Source organism: Pilimelia columellifera subsp. columellifera (assembly GCF_039532605.1).
GTDB lineage: Bacteria > Actinomycetota > Actinomycetes > Mycobacteriales > Micromonosporaceae > Pilimelia > Pilimelia columellifera.
In genome coordinates this window covers 122,416-141,173 of the sequence record NZ_BAAARY010000001.1, presented here as the reverse complement: position 1 = coordinate 141,173, position 18,758 = coordinate 122,416, and the positions used below count along the sequence as shown (strand labels likewise).

Below are 18,758 nucleotides of genomic sequence, written 5' to 3'. Positions count from 1 at the left end.
TCGTGCATTCGACTGTGGATCTGTCGCGGGTGGAGTTCGCCCCCGCCACCGGGCTGCTGGCGAGCGTGTGGCTGCTGGTGGCCATTCCGCTGGCCAGCGCGGCGGTGCTGCTGCTGCTCGGCCGGCGCGCCGACAAGTGGGGGCACTGGCTCGGCGTCGCCAGCGTCGCCGCCTCGTTCGTTCTCGGGCTGGCGATGTTCTTCCAGCTGCGCGGCTTGGACAACAAGTCCGTCGAGCTGAGCATGTGGGACTTCATCGCCGTCGGCGACCTGAAGGTCGACTTCGGTCTGCTCTACGATCCGCTCGCGGCGGTCTTCGTGCTGCTCATCACCGGTGTCGGATCGTTGATCCACCTGTACGCGACCGGGTACATGGCGCACGACCCGGGCCGCCGTCGCTTCTTCGGGTACTTCAACCTGTTCGTCGCCGCGATGCTGGTGCTGGTCCTGGGCAACAACTACGTGATGCTGTACCTGGGCTGGGAGGGCGTCGGACTGGCGTCGTACCTGCTCATCTCGTTCTGGTACCTCAAGCCCTCTGCGGCGACCGCCGGCAAGAAGGCGTTCCTCATGAACCGGGTCGGTGACGCGGGCTTCGCGATCGCCATCTTCATGATGTTCGCGCTGCTGGGCACCACCCAGTACGACGAGGTCTTCAACGGCGTCGGCGCGGTCGGGCAGTCGGCCATCCTGGCGATGGGCCTGCTGCTGCTGCTCGGCGCGTGCGGCAAGTCCGGCCAGTTCCCGCTCCAGGCGTGGTTGCCGGACGCGATGGAGGGCCCGACCCCGGTCTCGGCTCTCATCCACGCGGCGACGATGGTGACCGCCGGCGTGTACCTCATCGCCCGGTCGAACCCCATCTTCTCGGCGAACTCGACGCTCCAGCTCGTCGTGGTCAGCGTCGGCGCGCTCACCCTGCTCATCGGTTGTGTCATCGGCGCGGCCAAGGACGACATCAAGCGGGTCCTGGCCTGGTCGACGGTGTCGCAGATCGGCTACATGTTCGTCGGCGTGGGTCTGGGCGGCGCGGCGTACGCGCTGGCCATCGTGCACCTGTTGGCGCACGGCTTCTTCAAGGCCAACATGTTCCTCGGCGCCGGCTCGGTCATGCACGCCATGAACGACCAGGTCGACATCCGCCGTTTCGGCGGGCTCAGCAAGCACATGAAGATCACCTGGCTGACGTTCGGCACCGGTTGGCTGGCGATCCTGGGCCTGTTCCCGTTCTCCGGCTTCTTCTCCAAGGAGCCGATCATCGTGGCGGCGTTCACCGGCGAGGGCTGGCAGCCGTGGGTGTTCGGCACGGCGACGCTGCTGGGCGCCGGTCTCACCGCCTTCTACATGACCCGGTTGTTCGTGCTGACATTCCACGGCCCGGCCCGCTGGACCGAGGACGTCAAGCACCCGCACGAGTCGCCACCGGTGATGACGATCCCGCTGATCCTGCTGGCGCTCGGCTCGATCGCCTCCGGATACCTCATCGCGACCACCGTGCCCGGGTGGCTGGAGTCGACCCTCGGCCCGAACGAGCAGGGTCACTCGGTGCTCAGCCACGGCGTCCTCACCTTCCTGGCGACCGCGGTCACCGTCGGCGGCGCCGTCCTGGCCTGGGCGCTGTTCCGCAACGGCACCGCCCTCACCGAGCAGCCGGCCGGCCCGCTGGTGACCGCGGCCCGCCGGAACCTGTACACCGACGCGTTCAACGAGGCGGTCTTCGAGAAGCCCGGCATCTTCCTCACCCGCGCGCTGGTGTGGCTGGACAACCGTGGCATCGACGGCCTGGTCAACGGCCTGGCCGCCGGCGTCGGCGGCGGCTCCGGCCGGCTCCGCCGGCTCCAGACGGGCTTCGTGCGCTCGTACGCGGTCTCGATCCTCACGGGCTCGCTGCTCATCGTGGCGGCGTTCCTGGCAACTCAGATGGGATGGCTGGCGTGAAGTCCGCGGATTTCCCTTTCCTGTCGCTGCTGACCCTGCTGCCGCTGGTCGGCGCGCTGGTCGTGGCGCTGGTGCCCAGGGCCAAGGGTGAGCTGGCGAAGGTGCTGGCCCTAGTCTGGTCGCTCGGCGTGTTCGTGCTGACGGTGATCGCCTGGTTCGCGTTCGACGCCGGCGGCGACCGGTTCCAGTTTCGGGAGTCCTACGCCTGGATTCCGCAGTGGGGAGTGAGCTTCACCTTCGCCGCCGACGGCATCGCGCTCGTGATGCTGGCCCTCATCGGGCTGCTGGTGCCGCTGGTGATCCTGGCGAGCTGGCACGACGCGGAGAAGAGCAAGCGGTCCGTCCCGGCGTACTTCGCGTTGCTGCTGGCGCTGGAGAGTTCGATGATCGGCGTCTTCGCCGCCGCCGACATCTTCCTGTTCTACGTCTTCTTCGAGGTCATGCTCATCCCGATGTACTTCCTCATCGGGTCGTACGGGGACGCCTCCGGCCAGGGTCGCAAGCGGCAGTACGCGGCGGTGAAGTTCTTCCTGTACTCGCTGGTCGGCGGTCTGTTCATGCTGGCCGCGGTGGTGGGCCTGTGGGTCGTCGGCGGCAAGACCTTCGATTGGCAGACGCTGAGCCAGATCGACATCTCCGACGGCACTGAGCGCTGGCTGTTCCTGGGCTTCTTCATCGCCTTCGCGGTCAAGGCGCCGTTCTTCCCGTTCCACACCTGGCTGCCTGACGCCGGTGGCGCGGCGCCGGCCGGGGCGGCGGCGCTGCTGGTGGGCGTCATGGACAAGGTCGGCACGTTCGGCATCCTGCGGTACTGCCTGCCGCTGTTCCCGGACGCCACCAGATGGTTCGCCCCGTACGCGATCGCGCTGGCGCTCATCGGCGTCATCTACGCGGCGCTGGTGGCGATCGGTCAGAACGACCTCAAACGGTTGGTCTCGTACACCTCTATCGCCCACTTCGGCTTCATCGGCATCGGCATCTTCGCCTTCACCACCCAGGCCGGCACCGGCGCGGTGCTCTACATGGTCAACCACGGGTTGGCGACCGGCCTGCTCTTCCTGGTGGTCGGCATGTTCGTGGCCCGCCGCGGTTCGGCGCTCGTCAGCGACTTCGGCGGTGCCGGCAAGCTCCTCCCGGTGGCCGCGGCGATGCTGTTCTTCGCCGGACTCGCCTCGCTGGCGCTGCCGGGGACCGCCCCGTTCGTCTCCGAGTTCCTGGTGCTCGTCGGCGTGTACACGGTGAACAAGGCGGTGGCGGTGATCGCCACGATCGGCATCATCCTGGCCGCCGCGTACGTGCTGTGGATGGTGCAGCGCACCGTGCAGGGCACGCCGAACCCGGCGCTGGACGACGTCCCGGCGATGCGCAGGGACCTCAACCTGCGGGAGAAGGTCGTGGTGGCGCCGCTGGTCGCGGCGCTGGTGTTCTTCGGCTTCTACCCGAAGCCGATCACTGATGTGATCAACCCCGCCGTCCAGGCGACCATGGCTGACGTGGGCAAGACCGACCCCGCCCCGACCGCTGTTCACGCGGAGGTTTCGCAATGACCCTGAATCTTCCGCCGATCGACTACGGCGCGATCGCCCCGCTGCTGGTGCTGCTGGGCGTCGCCTGTGTCGGGGTGCTCGTCGAGGCGTTCCTGCCCAAACGGATGCGGTACGGCGCGCAGTTCACCCTGGCCGCCGCCGGCCTCGTCGCGGCGCTGACGCTCATCATCATCCGGTCCCAGCAGGACGGTTACGCGGTCCTGACCGCAGGCAACGCGCTGGCTATCGACGGCCCGACGCTGTTCCTCCAGGGCGCGATCATCGTGCTGGGCCTGGTCGCCCTGCTGCTCATCTCGGAGCGGTCGCTGGAGCACGGCGGGCCGTTCGTCGCCCAGGCGGCGATCACCGCTGGCTCCGAGGTCGACCAGCGACAGTCCGCCCAGGCGCCCGGCGCGACCGAGGTGTACCCGCTGGCGGTGTTCGCCGTCGGCGGCATGGGCCTGTTCGTGGCCGCGAACGATCTGCTGACGATGTTCGTGGCGCTTGAGGTCTTCTCGCTGCCGCTGTACCTGCTGTGCGCGCTGGCGCGGCGGCGGCGGTTGCTCAGCCAGGAGGCGGCGGTCAAGTACTTCCTGCTCGGCTCGTACGCCTCGGCGTTCTTCCTGTTCGGCATGGCGCTGGTCTACGGCTACGTCGGCTCGGCCGGGACCGACGGCTCGGTGGGCCTCACCTTCGCCGAGATCCACGAGGCGGCCAGCGCCCAGGGCCCCGGCGCCGGGCTGCTGTTCGGCGGGCTGGCGCTCATCGCGGTCGGTCTGCTGTTCAAGGCCGCGGCGGCCCCGTTCCACGTCTGGACCCCGGACGTCTACCAGGGCGCCCCGACCGCGATCACCGCCTTCATGGCCGCCTGCACGAAGGTCGCCGCGTTCGGCGCGCTGTTGCGGGTGTTGTACGCCGGTTTCGAGTCCATCGCCTGGGACTACCGGCCGATCCTGGGCGTCATCGCGGTTCTCACGATGCTCGTCGGCTCGATCATGGCCGTGACCCAGACCGACATCAAGCGGCTGCTGGCCTACTCGTCGATCGCGAACGCCGGCTATCTGCTGGTGGGCGTGCTGGCCTTCACCAGGGACGGCCTGTCCAGCACCATGTTCTACCTGGTCGCCTACGGCTTCTCGGTGCTGGCCGCATTCGGCATCGTGACGTTGGTGCGCGACGCCGACGGCGAGGCCACCCACCTCTCCCGCTGGGCCGGACTGGGCAAGCGGTCGCCGGTGTACGCGGGGCTGTTCACGTTCCTGCTGCTGGCCTTCGCCGGCATTCCGCTGACCAGCGGGTTCACCGCCAAGTTCGCGGTGTTCGGCGCCGCTGTCGGCGGCGACCAGGCATGGCTGGTGGTCGCCGGTGTGATCACGAGCATGGTGCTGGCGTTCCCGTACCTGCGGGTGGTCGTGCTCATGTGGCTGTCGGAGCCGGGCGAGCAGACGCCGACCGTGTCGATTCCCGGCGCGTTGACGGCGGGGGCGCTGGCCTTCGGGCTGCTGGGGACGCTGCTGCTGGGCGTGGTTCCCGGGCCGGTGCTCGAACTGACTGACACGGCGGCGCAGTTCCTGCGCTGACCGTCGCCGGCGCGCTGTCGAGGCGCTCTGGCCGCTGCCGCGGCTGGGGCGCCTCGTTCGCCCTGACCGGTGGCTGGGAACGGTATGAAATGGTGGTGGCGTGGTGAGTATGTCGGACGAGCAGATGATGGCGGCTCCGGTGGTCGGCGGGCGCGCCCGCCCGGCACGGGCCGGCGCGTCCGATGGGGACGCGGCCGGTGGCCGCCCGTTGGCCGAGCACAACAGTCTCGGCGCGATCGGGTTCTCCTTCGGGGACCGGGCGCTGGAGTCGGCGATCGGCGCCCGGCTCGCCACGATCGAGAAGGCGTTGCACGAGAACGTGGCCAGCGCAGACCCGTTCGTCGCCGAGACGGCGGCGCATCTGCTGTCGGCCGGCGGTAAGCGGTTCCGGCCGCTGCTGGTGACGCTCGCGGCCAGCTTCGGCGATGTCGCCGCGGCTGAGGTCACCGAGGCGGCGGTCGTCGTCGAGCTGACGCACCTGGCCACCCTCTACCACGACGACGTGATGGACGAGGCCGCCAAGCGGCGCGGGGCCCCCAGCGCGAACGCCCGCTGGGGGAACTCGGTGGCGATCCTGGTCGGGGACTACCTCTTCGCGCGGGCCGCCGACGTGGCCGCCGGGCTGGGGGTCGACGCGGTCCGGATCCAGGCGCGCACGTTCTCCCGGCTGGTGCACGGCCAGCTCGCCGAGACTGTCGGGCCGCGCGACGGCGACCCGATCGCCCACCATCTACAGGTGATCGCCGACAAGACCGGTTCGCTCATCGCCACCTCTGCCCGGTTCGGGGCGATGTTCGGCGGGGTTCCGGCCGCCGACGTCGAGGCGTTGTCGACCTACGGGGAGACGATCGGGGTGGCGTTCCAGCTCTCGGACGACCTGTTGGACATCGCCAGCGAGTCCCGGCAGTCAGGCAAGACGCCTGGCACGGACCTGCGTGAGGGCATCCACACCCTGCCGATGCTGTACGCGTTGGCCGACGACGCGGTGGACGCCGACGCGGTGCGGCTACGTGATCTGCTGCGCTCGGGCCCCCTGACCGACGACGCGTGGCACGCCGAGGCGTTGGGTCTGTTGCGTGCGTCGCCAGCGATGGGACAGGCCCGGCGGACGGTGCGTGGGTTCGCCGAACGCGCGCGGGCCGAGCTGGCGCTGCTGCCTGATTTGCCACAACGAACGGCCTTGGAGTCGTTGTGTGACGTTATCGCCGACCGGACCGGCTGAGGTCGCGCCACAGAGGAACATCCGAAGAATCTACGTGATCGGGGTCTGGACACAGCGGGCGCCGGTCGCCACACTCGCTGTGGCCGTCGTTCATCCTTTTGGTTGAACCGAACGGGCATGTCGCTGTCACGGCGAATTTCATAGGGTGTAACTCTTCCGGCGCGGAGGTAGTTGTGCGCGACCCCCTAGCAGAACCTTCCGACCTCATCCGCAGCGTGTCCCGAGCGCTGCGTGTCCTTGAGGCGGTCGGTCGCGCGCCCAAAGGGTTGACGGTCAAGCAGATCGCCCGCCGGTGCGAGCTCACCGTCGCCACGACATACCACCTCGTGCGCACCCTCGCCTACGAAGGCTACGTCAGCCGCCGAGAGGACGGCACCTACGTTGTCGGCCTGGAGATCGCCGACCGGTTCCGCGAGCTGGTGGTGGCCTTCCGCGGTCCGGCGGCCGTCGGCGACGTGCTGCGCAGAGCCGCTGTCGACACCGGCTACAGCCACCTCATCGGACGTTTCGTCGGCGAGCGGATCGCCGTCACCGCGTTGGCCGAGGGCGCGCGCTCGCCGCGGCTGGACGACGTGGTCCCCGGGTTCGACGACGCCGCCCACGCCACCGCCCTGGGCAAGGCCCTGCTGGCGACGCTCGGCGTCGACCAGCGGCTGCGCTTCCTCAAGGACCACGGGATGCGCGCCTACACCACCGCGACCCTGATCACGCCCGAGGCGTTCGAGACCGACGTGGCCGCCGGCGACCGGCGCGGCCTTCAGCTCGAGGTGGGTCAGTTCCGCGGGGGCGTGGCCACCGCAGCCCTCGTCGTCACCGCCGATCGTGACCTCGAGCGGCGGATGGCCGTCGCCTGTGTGCTGCCCGCTGCCGAGATGATGGCCTCGGCCCGGATCGTGCGGACCCGGCTCCAGTCGGTGGCCCGCGCTCTCGCCGAGGTGTACGCCGCCGACCTGGGCTGAGGTCGCCGCCGCCCTCGGCCGCGTCGGCCGCCGCCCCCGCGCTGAACCAAACCCGCGTGGCCCCCGTATGTCTAGACGGATTCGATGACAGGGGCTACTGGTGACAGAGCTGGGCAAACGACCGTGGGCGAGATGAACTCTGGACACGCTGATCGCCTGCGCGCCGTGCAGGTGGAGCACGGCGACGCCCTGTACGCCCACGCGTTACGGCTCACCAGCGGCGACCGTCAGGGCGCCGAGGATCTCATGCAGGAGACCATGCTCCGAGCCTGGCGGCACCCCGAGTCGCTCGATCCGGGCCGGGGCAGCGTCCGCGCCTGGCTTTTCACCACCGCCCGCAACCTGGCCATCGATGCCTGGCGCCGCCGATCGGCACGGGTGGGTGAGGTGTTCACCGACATGCTCCCCGAGCCCCCGGCAGCTGACGAGACGGAGCGCGCCGTGGAATCCTGGACGGTGGCGGAGGCGCTGCGGCGGCTGTCGCCGGTGCATCGTGAGGTTCTCCTGGAATGCTTCTACCATGGTCGATCGGTCGCCGAGGCGGCCAGCCGGCTCGGCGTCCCGCCGGGCACGGTCAAGTCCCGGACGCACTACGCCCTGCGCTCGCTGCGCGTGGTGCTGGACGAGATGGGGGTGACGCGGTGAAGTGCGAGCACGAGCACGCCGACGCCGCGTACGTTCTCGGCGCGCTGTCGCCCGCCGAGCGCACCGACTACGAACGCCACTTGGCCGGGTGCGTGGCATGCCGGGAGGGTGTCGCCGACCTCGCGGGCCTGCCGGGCCTGCTGGGACGGCTGGACGCGGCGGCCGTCGAGGCGCTGATGCGGGAGGATCCGCCGGCGCCCTCCGTCGGGCCCGGCCCCGCGGTCAGCGACGCCCGCAGCGCGGACCAGCCCGCGGGGTACGGCCGTCCGTCGGTCACGCGGCGTGTCGACGCCGGCGATGTCCGTTTTGGACGGTCGGCGGCACGCCCCGGCCGGGTGACGAGTCGCCCGTCCCGCGTTGTCGGCCCGGCGACTGCCCCGACGCCGCGACCGGTGGGCCGGGTCCGGTATCTGGCCGGCGGCCTGCTGACGGCTGGGTTGCTGCTGGTGCTCGCGGTGGGAACGCAGCTGGTCCGCGGACCCGGGGCCGAGACGCCCGGTGGCGGCCCGAACGCCGTCCGGTCGGAAACCCCGGCCGATTCCACGCTGACGCCGGGCTCACCGCTGGCGACGATGGTCCCGGTCTCCCGGAATGTGCCGCTGACCGCGCAGGTCGGGTTGTTGCGGCACGGCTACGGCACCGAGATCACCATGCGCTGCGCCTACGACCGGGATAGCTCGGACGCGCCCACCTGGACGGTCCACCTGTTCGCCTACGGGCCGGACGAGGCCCGCGAGCAGGTCGGTTCCTGGGTGGCGTCGCCGGGCGACAGGGTGCAGTTCTCCGGGGTGACCAGGTTCTCGGGGGACCAGCTCCAACGCCTGGAGGTGGTGCGCTCCACGGACGGCGCCCCGCTGCTCAGCTACGACGTGCCCTGACGCGGTTGGCGCCCGGACCCCCGAGGGTGAGTCACGGCGCGGCCCGACCAGCGGTGACGGCGACCGGGGCCCGGGCGGCGGCCGCCGTCGCCCGGGCGCGCCGGATGCCGTCCGCGGTGAAGATGATCAGCGCCAGCCAGACCAGGCCGAACCCAGCCAACCGGGCCGGCGGCATCGGCTCGCCGAGGATGAGCACCCCGCAGCCGAGCTGGATCATCGGGGCGACGTACTGGAGCAGCCCGAGGGCGGTCAGCGGCAGGCGGTTGGCGGCGCCGGCGAACAGCAGCAGCGGAATCGCGGTGACCGCGCCCGCGCCGACGAGCAGCAGCGTGTGGCCGGCTGACACGCTGCCGAAGGTCGCCTCGGAGCGCCAGCTGAGCCAGGCCGCGTAACCCAGGCACGGCAGCAGCAGGACGGCGGACTCGACGAACAGGCCATGGGTGGCCGGGATGCCGAGCTGCTTCTTGGTCAGCCCGTAGCTGCCGAAGGTCACCGCCAGCGTCAGCGCGATGTACGGGACATGGCCGTAGTCGATGGTGAGCACCAACACGGCCAGCGCACCGACCCCGACGGCCGCCCACTGGGCACGGCGGAGGCGCTCTCCCAGCACGAGGACCCCGAGCAGGACGGTGACCAGCGGGTTGATGAAGTATCCGAGCGCGGTCTCGACGACTCGCTCGCTGTTCACGCCGTAGACGTAGGTGGCCCAGTTGACGGCGAGCACCGAGGCCGCGAGCGTGATCCCGCCGAGCAGCCGGGGCTGGCGGGCGATCCGGGCGACGAAGCGCCAGTCCGCGCTGACCGTCAGCACGGCGGCCAGGAACAGCACCGACCAGATGACCCGGTGGGCGAGCACCTCGACAGCCCCGCTGGGCTGGAGGAGTGTGAAGTAGAGCGGAAAGAAACCCCACAGCGCGTAGGCGCTCAAACCATACAAATATCCGCGCCGCAAGTTTCTTGTCTCCACCTCGCTGACGGTAACCGTTGGTCGATCGTCCGTCCCGGGCCAATCCTGGACCGGTGGCCCCTCGCCGGCGCGGCGGCGCTGACCGGCTGGCTCAGTCGTCGCTGTCGGACACCATGAGGTTGAGCAGCCAGCTGACCACCCCGACGATCAGCGCGCCGAGCATCGCCGGCCAGAAGCCGTCGACGTGGAACGGCAGGTCGAGCTTGCCGGCGATCCAGCTGGTCAACAGGAACAACCCACCGTTGACCACCACCGCGATGAGGCCCAGGGTGAGCAGGTAGAACGCGCAGCCCACCAGCTTGATGAGCGGTCGCAGCACCGCGTTGACGACACCGAAGATCGACGCGACGATCAGCAGCGTCCCCACAGTGCCCGCGACGGTGTCGGCGGTGACGTCGATGCCGTCCACCACCAACGTCGCGATCCACAAAGCGAGCGCGCTGATGCCGAGCCGGATGAGAATCCCCATGACCGTATCGTGGCACGCGTCCGCTCCCGGCTCAGTCTCGGGCGGGACTGCCGACCAGCCGCTCCTCAACCGGCGTCGCCGCCAACGCCGCCCACCGCACCGTCCGCCGGCTCACCAGACCCACCATGTCCGGCCGGATCCTGGTCAGCCACTCGGCGGCGGCGCCCAGCCCCAGCACGCTGCCGGCCAGCGCCGCCTCGTCGGGGCGCAGCGGTTGCAGGACGACCAGATCGGCGCGGGTCATGGCGCCGGTGTCCAGGCCGGTCAGCTCGTCCCGGACCACCAGGACGCTGTGCCACCCGCCGACCGGGCTGGGATCGTGCGCCACCGGTCCGGCGTCCACAACTGTCAGCAACGGCCGCAGCGGGTCGTCGGCGTCGAAGGTGGCGGGCGCGTCCGGGGCCACCAGGGACAGCGTGGCGTCCGGGGCCGTGGCCGCTCGGACGAACGGCGCCCACGCCTGGGGCCGGGCGGTCCGGACCTCGAGCCTGCCGCCCACGGCCAACGCCCGCAGCGCGATCAGTTGCGCCGCCCGGACACCGCCGGCCAGCAGCACCCGGGTCGGCTCGGCTCGGAACAGTCTGGTCAGTACCGGTACCCCGTGCCGGTCTACGCCCACCACCAGACCGGCGTCCGGCGGGCGCATGGCGCTGACCGACGTCGGACGGGGCTCGCGTGAGCGGATGAATCCAGGCGGCCGCACCCCGCCCAGTGGCAGCGTCGCGGCCAGGCCGGCGAGCTGTTCGCCGTCGGATCGGCGCAGCGTCAGACCATGCTCGGCGGCCACCTGCTCCAGCGCCCTGGCCGCCCGGACCAGTCCGACGGTGTCCGCGGCGGCCACCCGGACCGCCAGGGGGTATCCGCCGGGGGCGCCGGACGCAGCCAGGGCGCTCACCGTCGTCGCCAGCGCCGGAAGCGCCCCGAGCCGGCCCAGTAGCCGCCCGCACACCGCCGGATCAGCGGGCGCCGCGAGCCGGAAGCACGACTGGCGCAGCCCCCCGAGTCTGGTTGAGTCCCAGCCAGCCAGGCCAGCCTGACCGGGAAGATGGTGGGCGAACTGCACGAGGGCGCCCGCCAGCGCCGAGGGGCCCAACAGGCGGGCCGACCCGATCCCGGCCCGGCGACGAATCCGACGGACCGTCGACGACAACGACCGCAGCAGATCGTCCGGGTCGTCCCCCTCGTCGGCCACCACCCGAACCGCCAGCAGCGTCGCGGTCGCGGCCACCGACCGGCCCTGCGCGAGCTGCCGGTACGCCTCGGCCGCCGGCGTGCCCTCCACGCGCGGCGTCGGCGCCGGCGCCGCCGACACCACCAACTGCGCCCGGACGACCGGACCGGCTTCGCGCGCCAGCGCGGCGATCTCGCTCACCGAGGGCAGCACGACCCCGTCGTCCACCAGCACCGCGGACCGGTCGCCCAGCTCAAACACGGCGGTGAGCCCGGTCCCGTCGGCGAGCACCGCCGCGTCCTCGCCGGCGACCCTGACCGACCGGATCCGCGCGCCGGGGCAGATCCAGTCCAGCAGGGCGGTGGCGTCCGCGTCGACTCGCAGCCGTCGTCGGTGCCCTGCTGTGGACAGCCACAGGCCTAGCCACTGATAGGCCCACCGGCGGCGAAACTGTAGCCACGTCAACGCCAGGCCGACCGCCGCGACTGTCGCGGCGGCCGTCACCGCGACCACTCCGAACTGTGCCATCGCGACCGGCGCCGCCAGCGCCACCTGCGAAACGATCAGCTGGCCCGCGCCTAGGCGGGGCCCCAGGCGACGAACCTGCCGGTCCCGGGCGAAAAGGTCCGGCGTGGACGGGGCGGGCGCGGCGGTCACGGACGTCATCGTAGGGGCGCCGCCGCGCGAACGGGGTCCCCGCGGCCGGGGTCGGTCCGGTTAGGTTGGTGCCCCGGCACGCAGCGAAGAGACGGGGCCATGTCGACGCGTCAGGATCAGCTTCACTCCTATCAGTTCGCCGTGCAGCGGGTGGTCGCGGCCCTGGTCATGCATGACACGCACCCGGCGCGGTCGCCGTTTCGCCGGGTCGCCGGCGCCACCCTGGCCGGGCTGCTCGTCGCGGCGATCGGGATCGGCGGCGCGGCCGTCTACGGCCTGCTCGTCGGCGGCGGCGCCCAGTCCTGGAGATCGCCGAACGCGGTCCTGGTCGAGAAGGAGACCGGCGCGCGTTACGTCTACCGCGACGGCCGCCTGCATCCGGTGGCCAACTACGCCTCCGCGCTGCTGCTCAGTGGAGGCAGGGCGCCGACCCGGGTCGGCCGGGCGGCCCTGACCGGGACGCCGCGCGGCGTCCCGGTGGGAATTCCCGACGCTCCGGACGCCCTGCCGCCGGCTAGGTCGCTCAGCACACCGCCGTGGTCGGTGTGCTCAGTCGACACCGCCGAGCCGGGCGCCCGGTCCATCCTCATGATCGGGTCCGCGCCGCAGGGCGGCGCGCCGCTGGGCGACCGGGCGATGCTGGCCCGCGCCGGGCGGGACAACTACCTGGTGTGGCGGCAGCGCCGGCACCTCATCCGCGACTCCGGTGCGGTGCTCGCCGCCCTGGGGTGGGCCGACCGGACCGCGCGCCGGGTCGCGCCGGCGACGCTGCGCGCCCTCGGCGCCGGCGCCGACCTCGGCCTGCCCGAGATCCCCAGGCGCGGCGACCGGTTCGGCGGGCTGCCGCGGGCCCGGGTCGGCCAGGTGTTCGTCATCCGCGACCGGGTCAGCGGCGGCGGCCAGCACGCCGTGGCGATGGCCGATGGCCTGGCGCCGATCACCGGGTTGCAGGCCCGGCTCATCCTGGCAGACCCGCGGTCCCTTCAGGACGGACCGACGGAGCTGTCGGTGGCCGATTTCGCCCGCGCGCCGCGCCGGGCCCCGTTGACCTCCGGTGACATCGCCCCGCCGGCCGAGCCGCCGGAGCTGGCTGATCCCGGCGCCGGCGCCGGCGCGGTCTGCGCGGTGGTGCGCGACGACGACGGCGTCGGCGAGGTGCGGGTCGGCGCCGTCGCGCCGGACCAGCGGGCCGCGGTGCCGACGGTCCGCCGCTCAGCGGCCGGCGCCGAGCTGGCGGACGTGGTGCTGGTGCCGCCCGGGGGCGGGGCGGTCGTGGCCTCGGTCGCCAGGCCGGGAGCGCCCGCGGTCACCTGCCTCGTCACGGATCTGGGCCGGCGCCACGGCGTCGCCGACCCGACCGCCCTGCGGCTGCTCGGCTACGGCCAGGTCACGCCGGCGCGGCTGCCGGCCAGCGTGGTGGCGCTGCTGCCGGCCGGTCCGGGCCTGGACGCGGCCGACGCCGCCCGGCCGGTGACCGGTTAGGTGACAACTTGGTGACAGGTCGCCGGAGCTGACCTACCGACGGGCGGCTCGATGCGGCTACGGTCGATCAGCCATCCGACCCGGTGACGTCCTCAGTGGTCGGTGTCCGCTCGATGCCGATCTGGGCGGGACGACCATCTGGGCGAATCGCTCCCGGCAATGAATTGAGGTGACGTTACCCCGTGTCCCAGACTCAGGCGGAGGCTGCCGTCATGGCGGCGACAGCCGCCAGGTTCGACTCCGCCAACGACTCCCTACAGGGCATGCTCCGGCGGCTCATGTCCGAGCTGGAGGTGCTTCAGTCCGGCTGGCGCGGCGCTGGGGGCCGCTCGTTCCACCAGGTCAAGGAGGCATGGGCGGCCGACCAGGCGGCGATGTCCCGGGCGCTGACCGAAACCGCCGAGGCGATCCGCGCCTCCGGTCAGCAGTACACGTCCTCAGACTCGGACGCCGCCCAGCGCGTCGGGGCCAGCCACCGCGGCGTCACCCTGCCGCTCTAAGCCACCGGAGGCTTCCATGTCCGACATGCTCGTTGTGCAGTTCGGGGCGCTCCAGCAGGCGTCCGGCAACATCCAGACCGCTCTGAACACGATGGAATCCCAGCTCAGCCAGTTGGAGAGCGACGCCGCACCGCTGGTGGCCAGCTGGTCCGGCGAGGCCCGCGAGGCGTACGAGGAGCGGCAGCGCCGGTGGCGGGCCGCCGCCGCGGACCTGGCGGCGATCCTGCGTGACATCAAGATGGCCGTGGACGACTCGTCGGCTGACTACCTGGCGACCGAGCAGCGCAACCGCGCCCTCTTCGACTGATGAACGCCCCGTGCTGAGGGCGACCCAGTACGGGGCACTCCGCCTCGGCAACGCCGTCGATGGCGCTGGTGGTCAGCTGGCCGCCGGCCGCCACCGGCGACGTCGGCCCCGAGCCGTCACCGTCGCGGCGACCCCCGCGGCCAGCAACACGCCGCCGCCGGCCGCCGCGAGCGCCAACGCGGTCCGGGCGCTGCGGTCCCGTTCCGCGAGTAGCGTCGACCGGCCGTGGTCGCCGCCCGCGCCCAACGGCGGCAGCGTCGCCGCCGCGCTGGCGCCCGGCGGGTCCGAGACCGCCCGGTACGGGCTCACCATGCCGTGGCCATAGGCGGCCCGGCCCCCGGCCGCCGGGTCCGCGGTGGCCACCACCCGCCGGGCCACCTGCTGGGCTGTCAGCCCGGGCCACCGCTGCCGTACCAGGGCCGCCGTAGCCGAGACGAACGGCGTCGCGAAACTCGTGCCGCTCTGCGCCGAGTAACCGCCCGGCCAGGCCACCACGATCTGGCCCCCGGGCGCCACCACGTCGACATACCCGCCGACCTGCGAATCAGCGACTCGTCCGCCGGTCGGGTCAACGGCGCCGACGCCGAGCACCCCCGGGTAGGCCGCCGGGTACGGGACCGGGTCCGGCACGCCCTGCTGACGGGCGCTCTGATCGTGGTGGTTGCCGACCGCCGCGACCATGATGACGTCGCGATCAACGGCGTAGGCGACGGCCTTCCGGACGGCCGGATCGTCACGGTAGAGGGTCAGCGAGAGGTTGAGCACGTCGGCGCCCTGGTCGACCGACCATCGGATCGCGGCGGCCAGCTGACCGGCGTCCGCGCCGGCGCCGGTGGTCTGCCCGTTCGCCTCGTGCCGCTCCGTCAGCCGGATCGGCAGGATCCGGACGCCGGGCGCCAGTCCGAGCAGGGCCGAGCGCGGCGCCGGACGGGCGGCAATAACGCCGGCGACGCCGGTTCCGTGACCGTGGCAGTCGACGGAGCCGCGCCCGCCGGCGAGGAAGTCGCGGCCGGGCAACACCTGGCCGCGCAGCTGCGGATGGCGCGCGTCCACACCGGAGTCCAGAACGGCTACGGTCACCGAACGACCGTCGGCAAACGGCGTGATCCGCTGCGGGTCCATCGCCCGCTGCGCCCAGGACGACTCCGGCGCCCGGGCCGCGACCGGTCCTTGTGGGGCGCAGCGCGTCGCAGCCGCCGTGCGGGTCACCGCTGCGGTGGCCACCGATGGCGCCGCCACCGCCGCCGCGGCGCTGGCCGCTATCGCCGCCATCGTGCGCAGCGTGGACAACCCGCGACGCGTTGCCAGGTAACGCATCCGACTCCTTCCACTCTCGATCTGGGCGAATCCGCCCGCCGCCAGCGGGATCGTAGTCGTCGGACGCGACGCCTGCGGGTGTCGCGGTACGAACAGCAGGCGCCGGGCCTGGCACCTTGTAGGTTGTACGCGACCTGTACGGCGTCGGTTCACGGAAGGAGGTGGCCGTGACGACCTGGGTGCCGGCCACCGAGGCGGAGATCGCCATGCGGGAGGCGTTGCGCGCCTCCGATCAGGAGCGGTACTTCCGGATCCTGAGCCACGGCGAGCTGCTGCTGCCGTCGGTGCCGGGATCACCGGTCGGATCGGATGGCGCCCCCGCCGCCACCGGTTGGGGCACCTGGACCACCGGCGGCCGTACCCACGTGCTCGCGTTCACCTCGGACGAGGCTGTCCGCTGTTGCCTGGGTGAGGCGGCGGGCGCCGTTCGTCGACTGTCCTACCAGCAGCTGGCCGACAGCTGGCCCGATGTCGAATGGTGGCTTGCGGTGAACCCCGGCCTGCCGGTCGAGGGCTACCTGCCGGCCTGGTTCGTGGCGCAGGTCGCCCGTGGCGACGTCCGCCTGCCGGCTGACGTCGCCATCTCGGACGGTGCTCCCGTCCCAGGGACGCGCCGGCCGGCCGGCGCATCGCTGTCGCCGGTCCAGACCGGCGCGATCAGCGCCGGGACCGCCGACAACGCTTCGCCCAGGAACGCCCCGGTCGTCTCGCCGGCACCGGACCCGGCCGTGTCCGAGGCGCGCGGGACACTCCCCAGGCGCACACCGCTGCCACCGCGGGAGCCGGCGGCTCGGCCCGCCGAGCCCGTCGACCGTCCTGTTGCCCGGACCGCGGCGGCCCCGCTGTCCCGGCGGCAGGCGTTGCTCAACAGCGAGAAGGCCCGCCTGGTCCAGGCCGCCCGTGGGCCGGCGCCGTCCACCTCGGCGCATGTGTCGCCCGCATCCACGTCGCCAGCACCCACGTCGTCCGCCTCGGCGGCCGCGCCAGCGGCGTCGACGAACGACATCGAGGCAACGCTCGCGAACGCCGTCGCGGAGGGCAGCACCGACGCCTTCCTGTCCGCCTTGGTGCTGGCCAGCCTGCTCGTGCCGGTCGGCGATGGCGACCCGCTGCTCGACCGGCCGTGGCGCATCGAGCTGATCGATGGCGTCCCGCATGTGTTGGCCTTCACCTCACCGGAGCTCTGCGAGGCACACATCGGCGCCGACCCCGACGGCGCGTCGGCGCGTAGGGTCACGTTCCTTCGGCTGATTCAGACCTGGCCGGACCCGGGCCTGGCCTTCGCCGTCAACCCGGGCACCCCCATGGGCGCCACCCTGCCCGGCGCGCAGATGATCGCGCTCTCCCAGTGGGCGTCCCGCAGGGGCCCGGACGACCGCCCCCGGCAGGCCCCCGGGCATGCCCCCGCCGCGCCGCCGCCGGGCGAGCGGTTGCAGAAGCTCATCCGCCCCGATCAGGTGCCGTTCTACCTCGAACGCGGTTATGACCGGGTGGCCGGATTCGTCCACCGCGTCGCCGACGTGTCCCACCTGCGCGCCCCGGCTGACCTCGTCACGGAGTTGGGCCCTGGGCAGCCAGGCTCGGCGCTCGCGACCGACGAGGCCCATGTGCTCCGGTGGCGGGCACACCGACCAGAGCTGTACCGCGGCGACGGCCCCGCCGACGGCGGGCCGGAAAGCATTGCCGGTCTGCGCGTGGACAGCGTCCGACTGCCCCATGGCGCCGAGATGTGGCGGATCGCCAGGGACGGCGGCGAGCGTCGGATAGCCCAGTTCGACGCCGACCGTGGCGCCTGGCGAAGGGCCCGGGAGGTCTGATGCGCGACGGTTACCTGGCCCGCTGGCAGGGCCGCGAGTGGGACGCCGCCCCGGACGGCGACAGCGTCCGCCTGTACGCCGACGCGCCCGCCGAAGGCTTCATCGAGGTCCGTCCCGGACGGTTCCGGCGGGTCGTCCGGCACGACGACGTTGACGAGCTGGTCTACCTCCGTACCCGGTGCACATGGCGCGACCAGCCGTTCATCGCTTTGGGGGTGCAGGCCGGCTGGGTGCGGCTGGAGTACGTGGGCGGTCGCCGTGAGGTCGCCGTCGCGCTGGGCCTGGAAGAGTTCGACATCGGCGTCCACCAGGGCTGGGCGCCGCTGGGCGAGCTGACCGACGTGCGCGAGGAGCGGATCTGAGCCTTACTGCTTGGCCCACCGCAGAATCTCGCCGACCACCTGCTCGGGTTGTTCGACATGCGGAAAGTGCCCGACGTTCTCCAACAGCTGCCATTCGTAGGCGGCGCTGACGTACCGGCCCGAGCCTTGGGCGGTGCGGGGCAGGATCGCCGTGTCGAGCGCGCCGTGCAGTTGCAACGTCGGCACGACGATCGGCTGCTGCATGAGTTTGACGAACCGGTACCCGTGTAGTCGCAGCACCGAGCGGAACGACCAGCGGTAGCCCTCCATCGCGCAGAACGCCGCCTGTGGGATGCGCATGGCGGTACGGCACCGTTCGGCGTAGTCGGCGAAGGCAGGGCCGTTCACCCAGCCCGGCCCGCCCCAGCGGGCCAGGTACTCCCGGACCAGTGCGGCGTTGTCGCGGGTCAGCACGTGCTCGTACCGGGGGAGCTGGAACTTCAGCGTCGGCGCCGCGGCGGCGGTCTGCCCACGTGGGTCGACCACCAGCGCCGCCCGCAACCGCAGCGGGTGTGCCGCGCCCAGCACGACCAACCGGCGGACGAGCTTGGGGTGGAACGCCGCCGCGGTCCAGGCGATCATGCCGCCGAAACCGGCCCCGACCAGGACCGCGCTCCGTTCGCCCAACGCCCGGATCAGTCCGGTGACATCCGCGGCGAGGGTGTAGCCGTCGTAGCCCCGGGGCGGCTTGTCGGTGGCGCCGTAACCCCGCATGTCGACGGCCACCGCGCGGAAGCCGGCGTCGGCCAACGCGGGCAGCACCTCATGCCAGGCCCACCAGAACTCCGGGAAGCCGTGCAGAAGCAGCACCGTCGGCCCGGTCCCGGCCTCGACGACGTGGAACCGGCTGCCGTTGGCGCTGACGAACCGGTGCGTCCAGGGACCATCGACCAGCACACACGACTCATCGACCTGCGGGTTCATGCGCCCCAGGGTAGGGGCGCCGGGCGCCGCCTGTCAGTCCC

Annotated in this window: 17 protein-coding genes; 12 read left to right on the top strand and 5 right to left on the bottom strand. The window is 72.1% G+C overall.

Features of this window, described 5'->3' with window-relative positions; genetic code table 11:
* Positions 1 to 2 precede the first annotated feature (2 nt).
* The 7 genes from nuoL to ABD287_RS00660 all read left to right on the top strand — a co-directional run bounded on the left by nuoL (position 3) and on the right by ABD287_RS00660 (position 8,744).
* The gene (gene nuoL / locus ABD287_RS00690; RefSeq protein WP_344166706.1) at positions 3 to 1,934 is read left to right on the top strand and encodes an NADH-quinone oxidoreductase subunit L; all 1,932 of its coding nucleotides are present in this window, start codon (positions 3 to 5) and stop codon (positions 1,932 to 1,934) included.
* Positions 1,931 to 3,481: an NADH-quinone oxidoreductase subunit M gene (locus tag ABD287_RS00685; RefSeq protein WP_344166704.1), complete on the top strand. Its 1,551-nt coding sequence runs from the start codon at positions 1,931 to 1,933 to the stop codon at positions 3,479 to 3,481. The genes nuoL and ABD287_RS00685 overlap by 4 nt, the downstream gene beginning before the upstream one ends.
* A complete protein-coding gene (gene nuoN / locus ABD287_RS00680; RefSeq protein WP_344166702.1) occupies positions 3,478 to 5,040 on the top strand; it encodes an NADH-quinone oxidoreductase subunit NuoN in 1,563 nt (520 codons plus the stop codon). Before ABD287_RS00685 ends, nuoN begins: the two co-directional genes overlap by 4 nt.
* A gap of 139 nt (positions 5,041 to 5,179) precedes the next feature.
* Positions 5,180 to 6,262 (top strand): polyprenyl synthetase family protein, encoded by a 1,083-nt coding sequence (locus ABD287_RS00675; RefSeq protein WP_344167705.1) that lies wholly within the window; start codon positions 5,180 to 5,182, stop codon positions 6,260 to 6,262.
* Positions 6,263 to 6,435: 173 nt separating this feature from the next.
* Positions 6,436 to 7,221: an IclR family transcriptional regulator gene (locus tag ABD287_RS00670; protein ID WP_344166700.1), complete on the top strand. Its 786-nt coding sequence runs from the start codon at positions 6,436 to 6,438 to the stop codon at positions 7,219 to 7,221.
* Positions 7,222 to 7,353: 132 nt separating this feature from the next.
* Positions 7,354 to 7,866: a sigma-70 family RNA polymerase sigma factor gene (locus tag ABD287_RS00665; protein WP_344166698.1), complete on the top strand. Its 513-nt coding sequence runs from the start codon at positions 7,354 to 7,356 to the stop codon at positions 7,864 to 7,866.
* A complete protein-coding gene (locus ABD287_RS00660) occupies positions 7,863 to 8,744 on the top strand; it encodes an anti-sigma factor family protein (RefSeq protein ID WP_344166696.1) in 882 nt (293 codons plus the stop codon). The genes ABD287_RS00665 and ABD287_RS00660 overlap by 4 nt, the downstream gene beginning before the upstream one ends.
* A gap of 31 nt (positions 8,745 to 8,775) precedes the next feature.
* Here ABD287_RS00660 and rarD read toward each other — a convergent pair whose 3' ends face one another.
* From rarD to ABD287_RS00645, 3 genes are all read right to left on the bottom strand, one after another.
* Positions 8,776 to 9,696: an EamA family transporter RarD gene (rarD, locus tag ABD287_RS00655; RefSeq protein ID WP_344167702.1), complete on the bottom strand. Its 921-nt coding sequence runs from the start codon at positions 9,694 to 9,696 to the stop codon at positions 8,776 to 8,778.
* Positions 9,697 to 9,802: 106 nt separating this feature from the next.
* Positions 9,803 to 10,180 carry a phage holin family protein gene (locus tag ABD287_RS00650; RefSeq protein WP_344166694.1) on the bottom strand — a complete coding sequence of 126 codons (378 nt, stop codon included), beginning with the start codon at positions 10,178 to 10,180 and terminating at the stop codon, positions 9,803 to 9,805.
* A gap of 31 nt (positions 10,181 to 10,211) precedes the next feature.
* Positions 10,212 to 12,008: a type VII secretion protein EccE gene (locus ABD287_RS00645; protein WP_344166692.1), complete on the bottom strand. Its 1,797-nt coding sequence runs from the start codon at positions 12,006 to 12,008 to the stop codon at positions 10,212 to 10,214.
* A gap of 99 nt (positions 12,009 to 12,107) precedes the next feature.
* Between ABD287_RS00645 and eccB the strand changes: the two genes are divergently transcribed.
* The 3 genes from eccB to ABD287_RS00630 all read left to right on the top strand — a co-directional run bounded on the left by eccB (position 12,108) and on the right by ABD287_RS00630 (position 14,297).
* Positions 12,108 to 13,490 carry a type VII secretion protein EccB gene (eccB, locus tag ABD287_RS00640; protein ID WP_344166690.1) on the top strand — a complete coding sequence of 461 codons (1,383 nt, stop codon included), beginning with the start codon at positions 12,108 to 12,110 and terminating at the stop codon, positions 13,488 to 13,490.
* Between the two features lie 182 nt (positions 13,491 to 13,672).
* Entirely contained in the window at positions 13,673 to 13,990 is a 318-nt protein-coding gene (locus ABD287_RS00635) for a WXG100 family type VII secretion target (protein ID WP_344166688.1), read from the top strand.
* Between the two features lie 16 nt (positions 13,991 to 14,006).
* The gene (locus ABD287_RS00630; RefSeq protein ID WP_344166686.1) at positions 14,007 to 14,297 is read left to right on the top strand and encodes a WXG100 family type VII secretion target; all 291 of its coding nucleotides are present in this window, start codon (positions 14,007 to 14,009) and stop codon (positions 14,295 to 14,297) included.
* A gap of 72 nt (positions 14,298 to 14,369) precedes the next feature.
* On the opposite strand, the gene mycP is transcribed toward ABD287_RS00630, so the two are convergent.
* Positions 14,370 to 15,614: a type VII secretion-associated serine protease mycosin gene (gene mycP / locus ABD287_RS00625; protein WP_344166684.1), complete on the bottom strand. Its 1,245-nt coding sequence runs from the start codon at positions 15,612 to 15,614 to the stop codon at positions 14,370 to 14,372.
* Between the two features lie 167 nt (positions 15,615 to 15,781).
* Between mycP and ABD287_RS00620 the strand changes: the two genes are divergently transcribed.
* Positions 15,782 to 17,431, top strand: a complete 1,650-nt coding sequence (locus tag ABD287_RS00620) for an SseB family protein (protein WP_344166682.1) — start codon at positions 15,782 to 15,784, stop codon at positions 17,429 to 17,431.
* Positions 17,431 to 17,793 (top strand): hypothetical protein, encoded by a 363-nt coding sequence (locus ABD287_RS00615; RefSeq protein ID WP_425565444.1) that lies wholly within the window; start codon positions 17,431 to 17,433, stop codon positions 17,791 to 17,793. The genes ABD287_RS00620 and ABD287_RS00615 overlap by 1 nt, the downstream gene beginning before the upstream one ends.
* 3 nt (positions 17,794 to 17,796) lie before the next feature.
* On the opposite strand, the gene ABD287_RS00610 is transcribed toward ABD287_RS00615, so the two are convergent.
* Positions 17,797 to 18,717 carry an alpha/beta fold hydrolase gene (locus ABD287_RS00610; protein WP_344166680.1) on the bottom strand — a complete coding sequence of 307 codons (921 nt, stop codon included), beginning with the start codon at positions 18,715 to 18,717 and terminating at the stop codon, positions 17,797 to 17,799.
* Positions 18,718 to 18,758 lie beyond the last annotated feature (41 nt).

What these genes read in the sequence shown, in the direction of transcription:
- ABD287_RS00615 (WP_425565444.1), top strand. Translation starts at nt 17,431, where the DNA reads ATGCGCGACGGTTACCTGGCCCGCTGGCAGGGCCGCGAGTGGGACGCC.
- eccB (WP_344166690.1), top strand. Translation starts at nt 12,108, where the DNA reads ATGTCGACGCGTCAGGATCAGCTTCACTCCTATCAGTTCGCCGTGCAG.
- mycP (WP_344166684.1), bottom strand. Translation starts at nt 15,614, where the DNA reads ATGCGTTACCTGGCAACGCGTCGCGGGTTGTCCACGCTGCGCACGATG.
- nuoN (WP_344166702.1), top strand. Translation starts at nt 3,478, where the DNA reads ATGACCCTGAATCTTCCGCCGATCGACTACGGCGCGATCGCCCCGCTG.
- ABD287_RS00650 (WP_344166694.1), bottom strand. Translation starts at nt 10,180, where the DNA reads ATGGGGATTCTCATCCGGCTCGGCATCAGCGCGCTCGCTTTGTGGATC.
- ABD287_RS00665 (WP_344166698.1), top strand. Translation starts at nt 7,354, where the DNA reads ATGAACTCTGGACACGCTGATCGCCTGCGCGCCGTGCAGGTGGAGCAC.
- ABD287_RS00610 (WP_344166680.1), bottom strand. Translation starts at nt 18,717, where the DNA reads ATGAACCCGCAGGTCGATGAGTCGTGTGTGCTGGTCGATGGTCCCTGG.
- ABD287_RS00630 (WP_344166686.1), top strand. Translation starts at nt 14,007, where the DNA reads ATGTCCGACATGCTCGTTGTGCAGTTCGGGGCGCTCCAGCAGGCGTCC.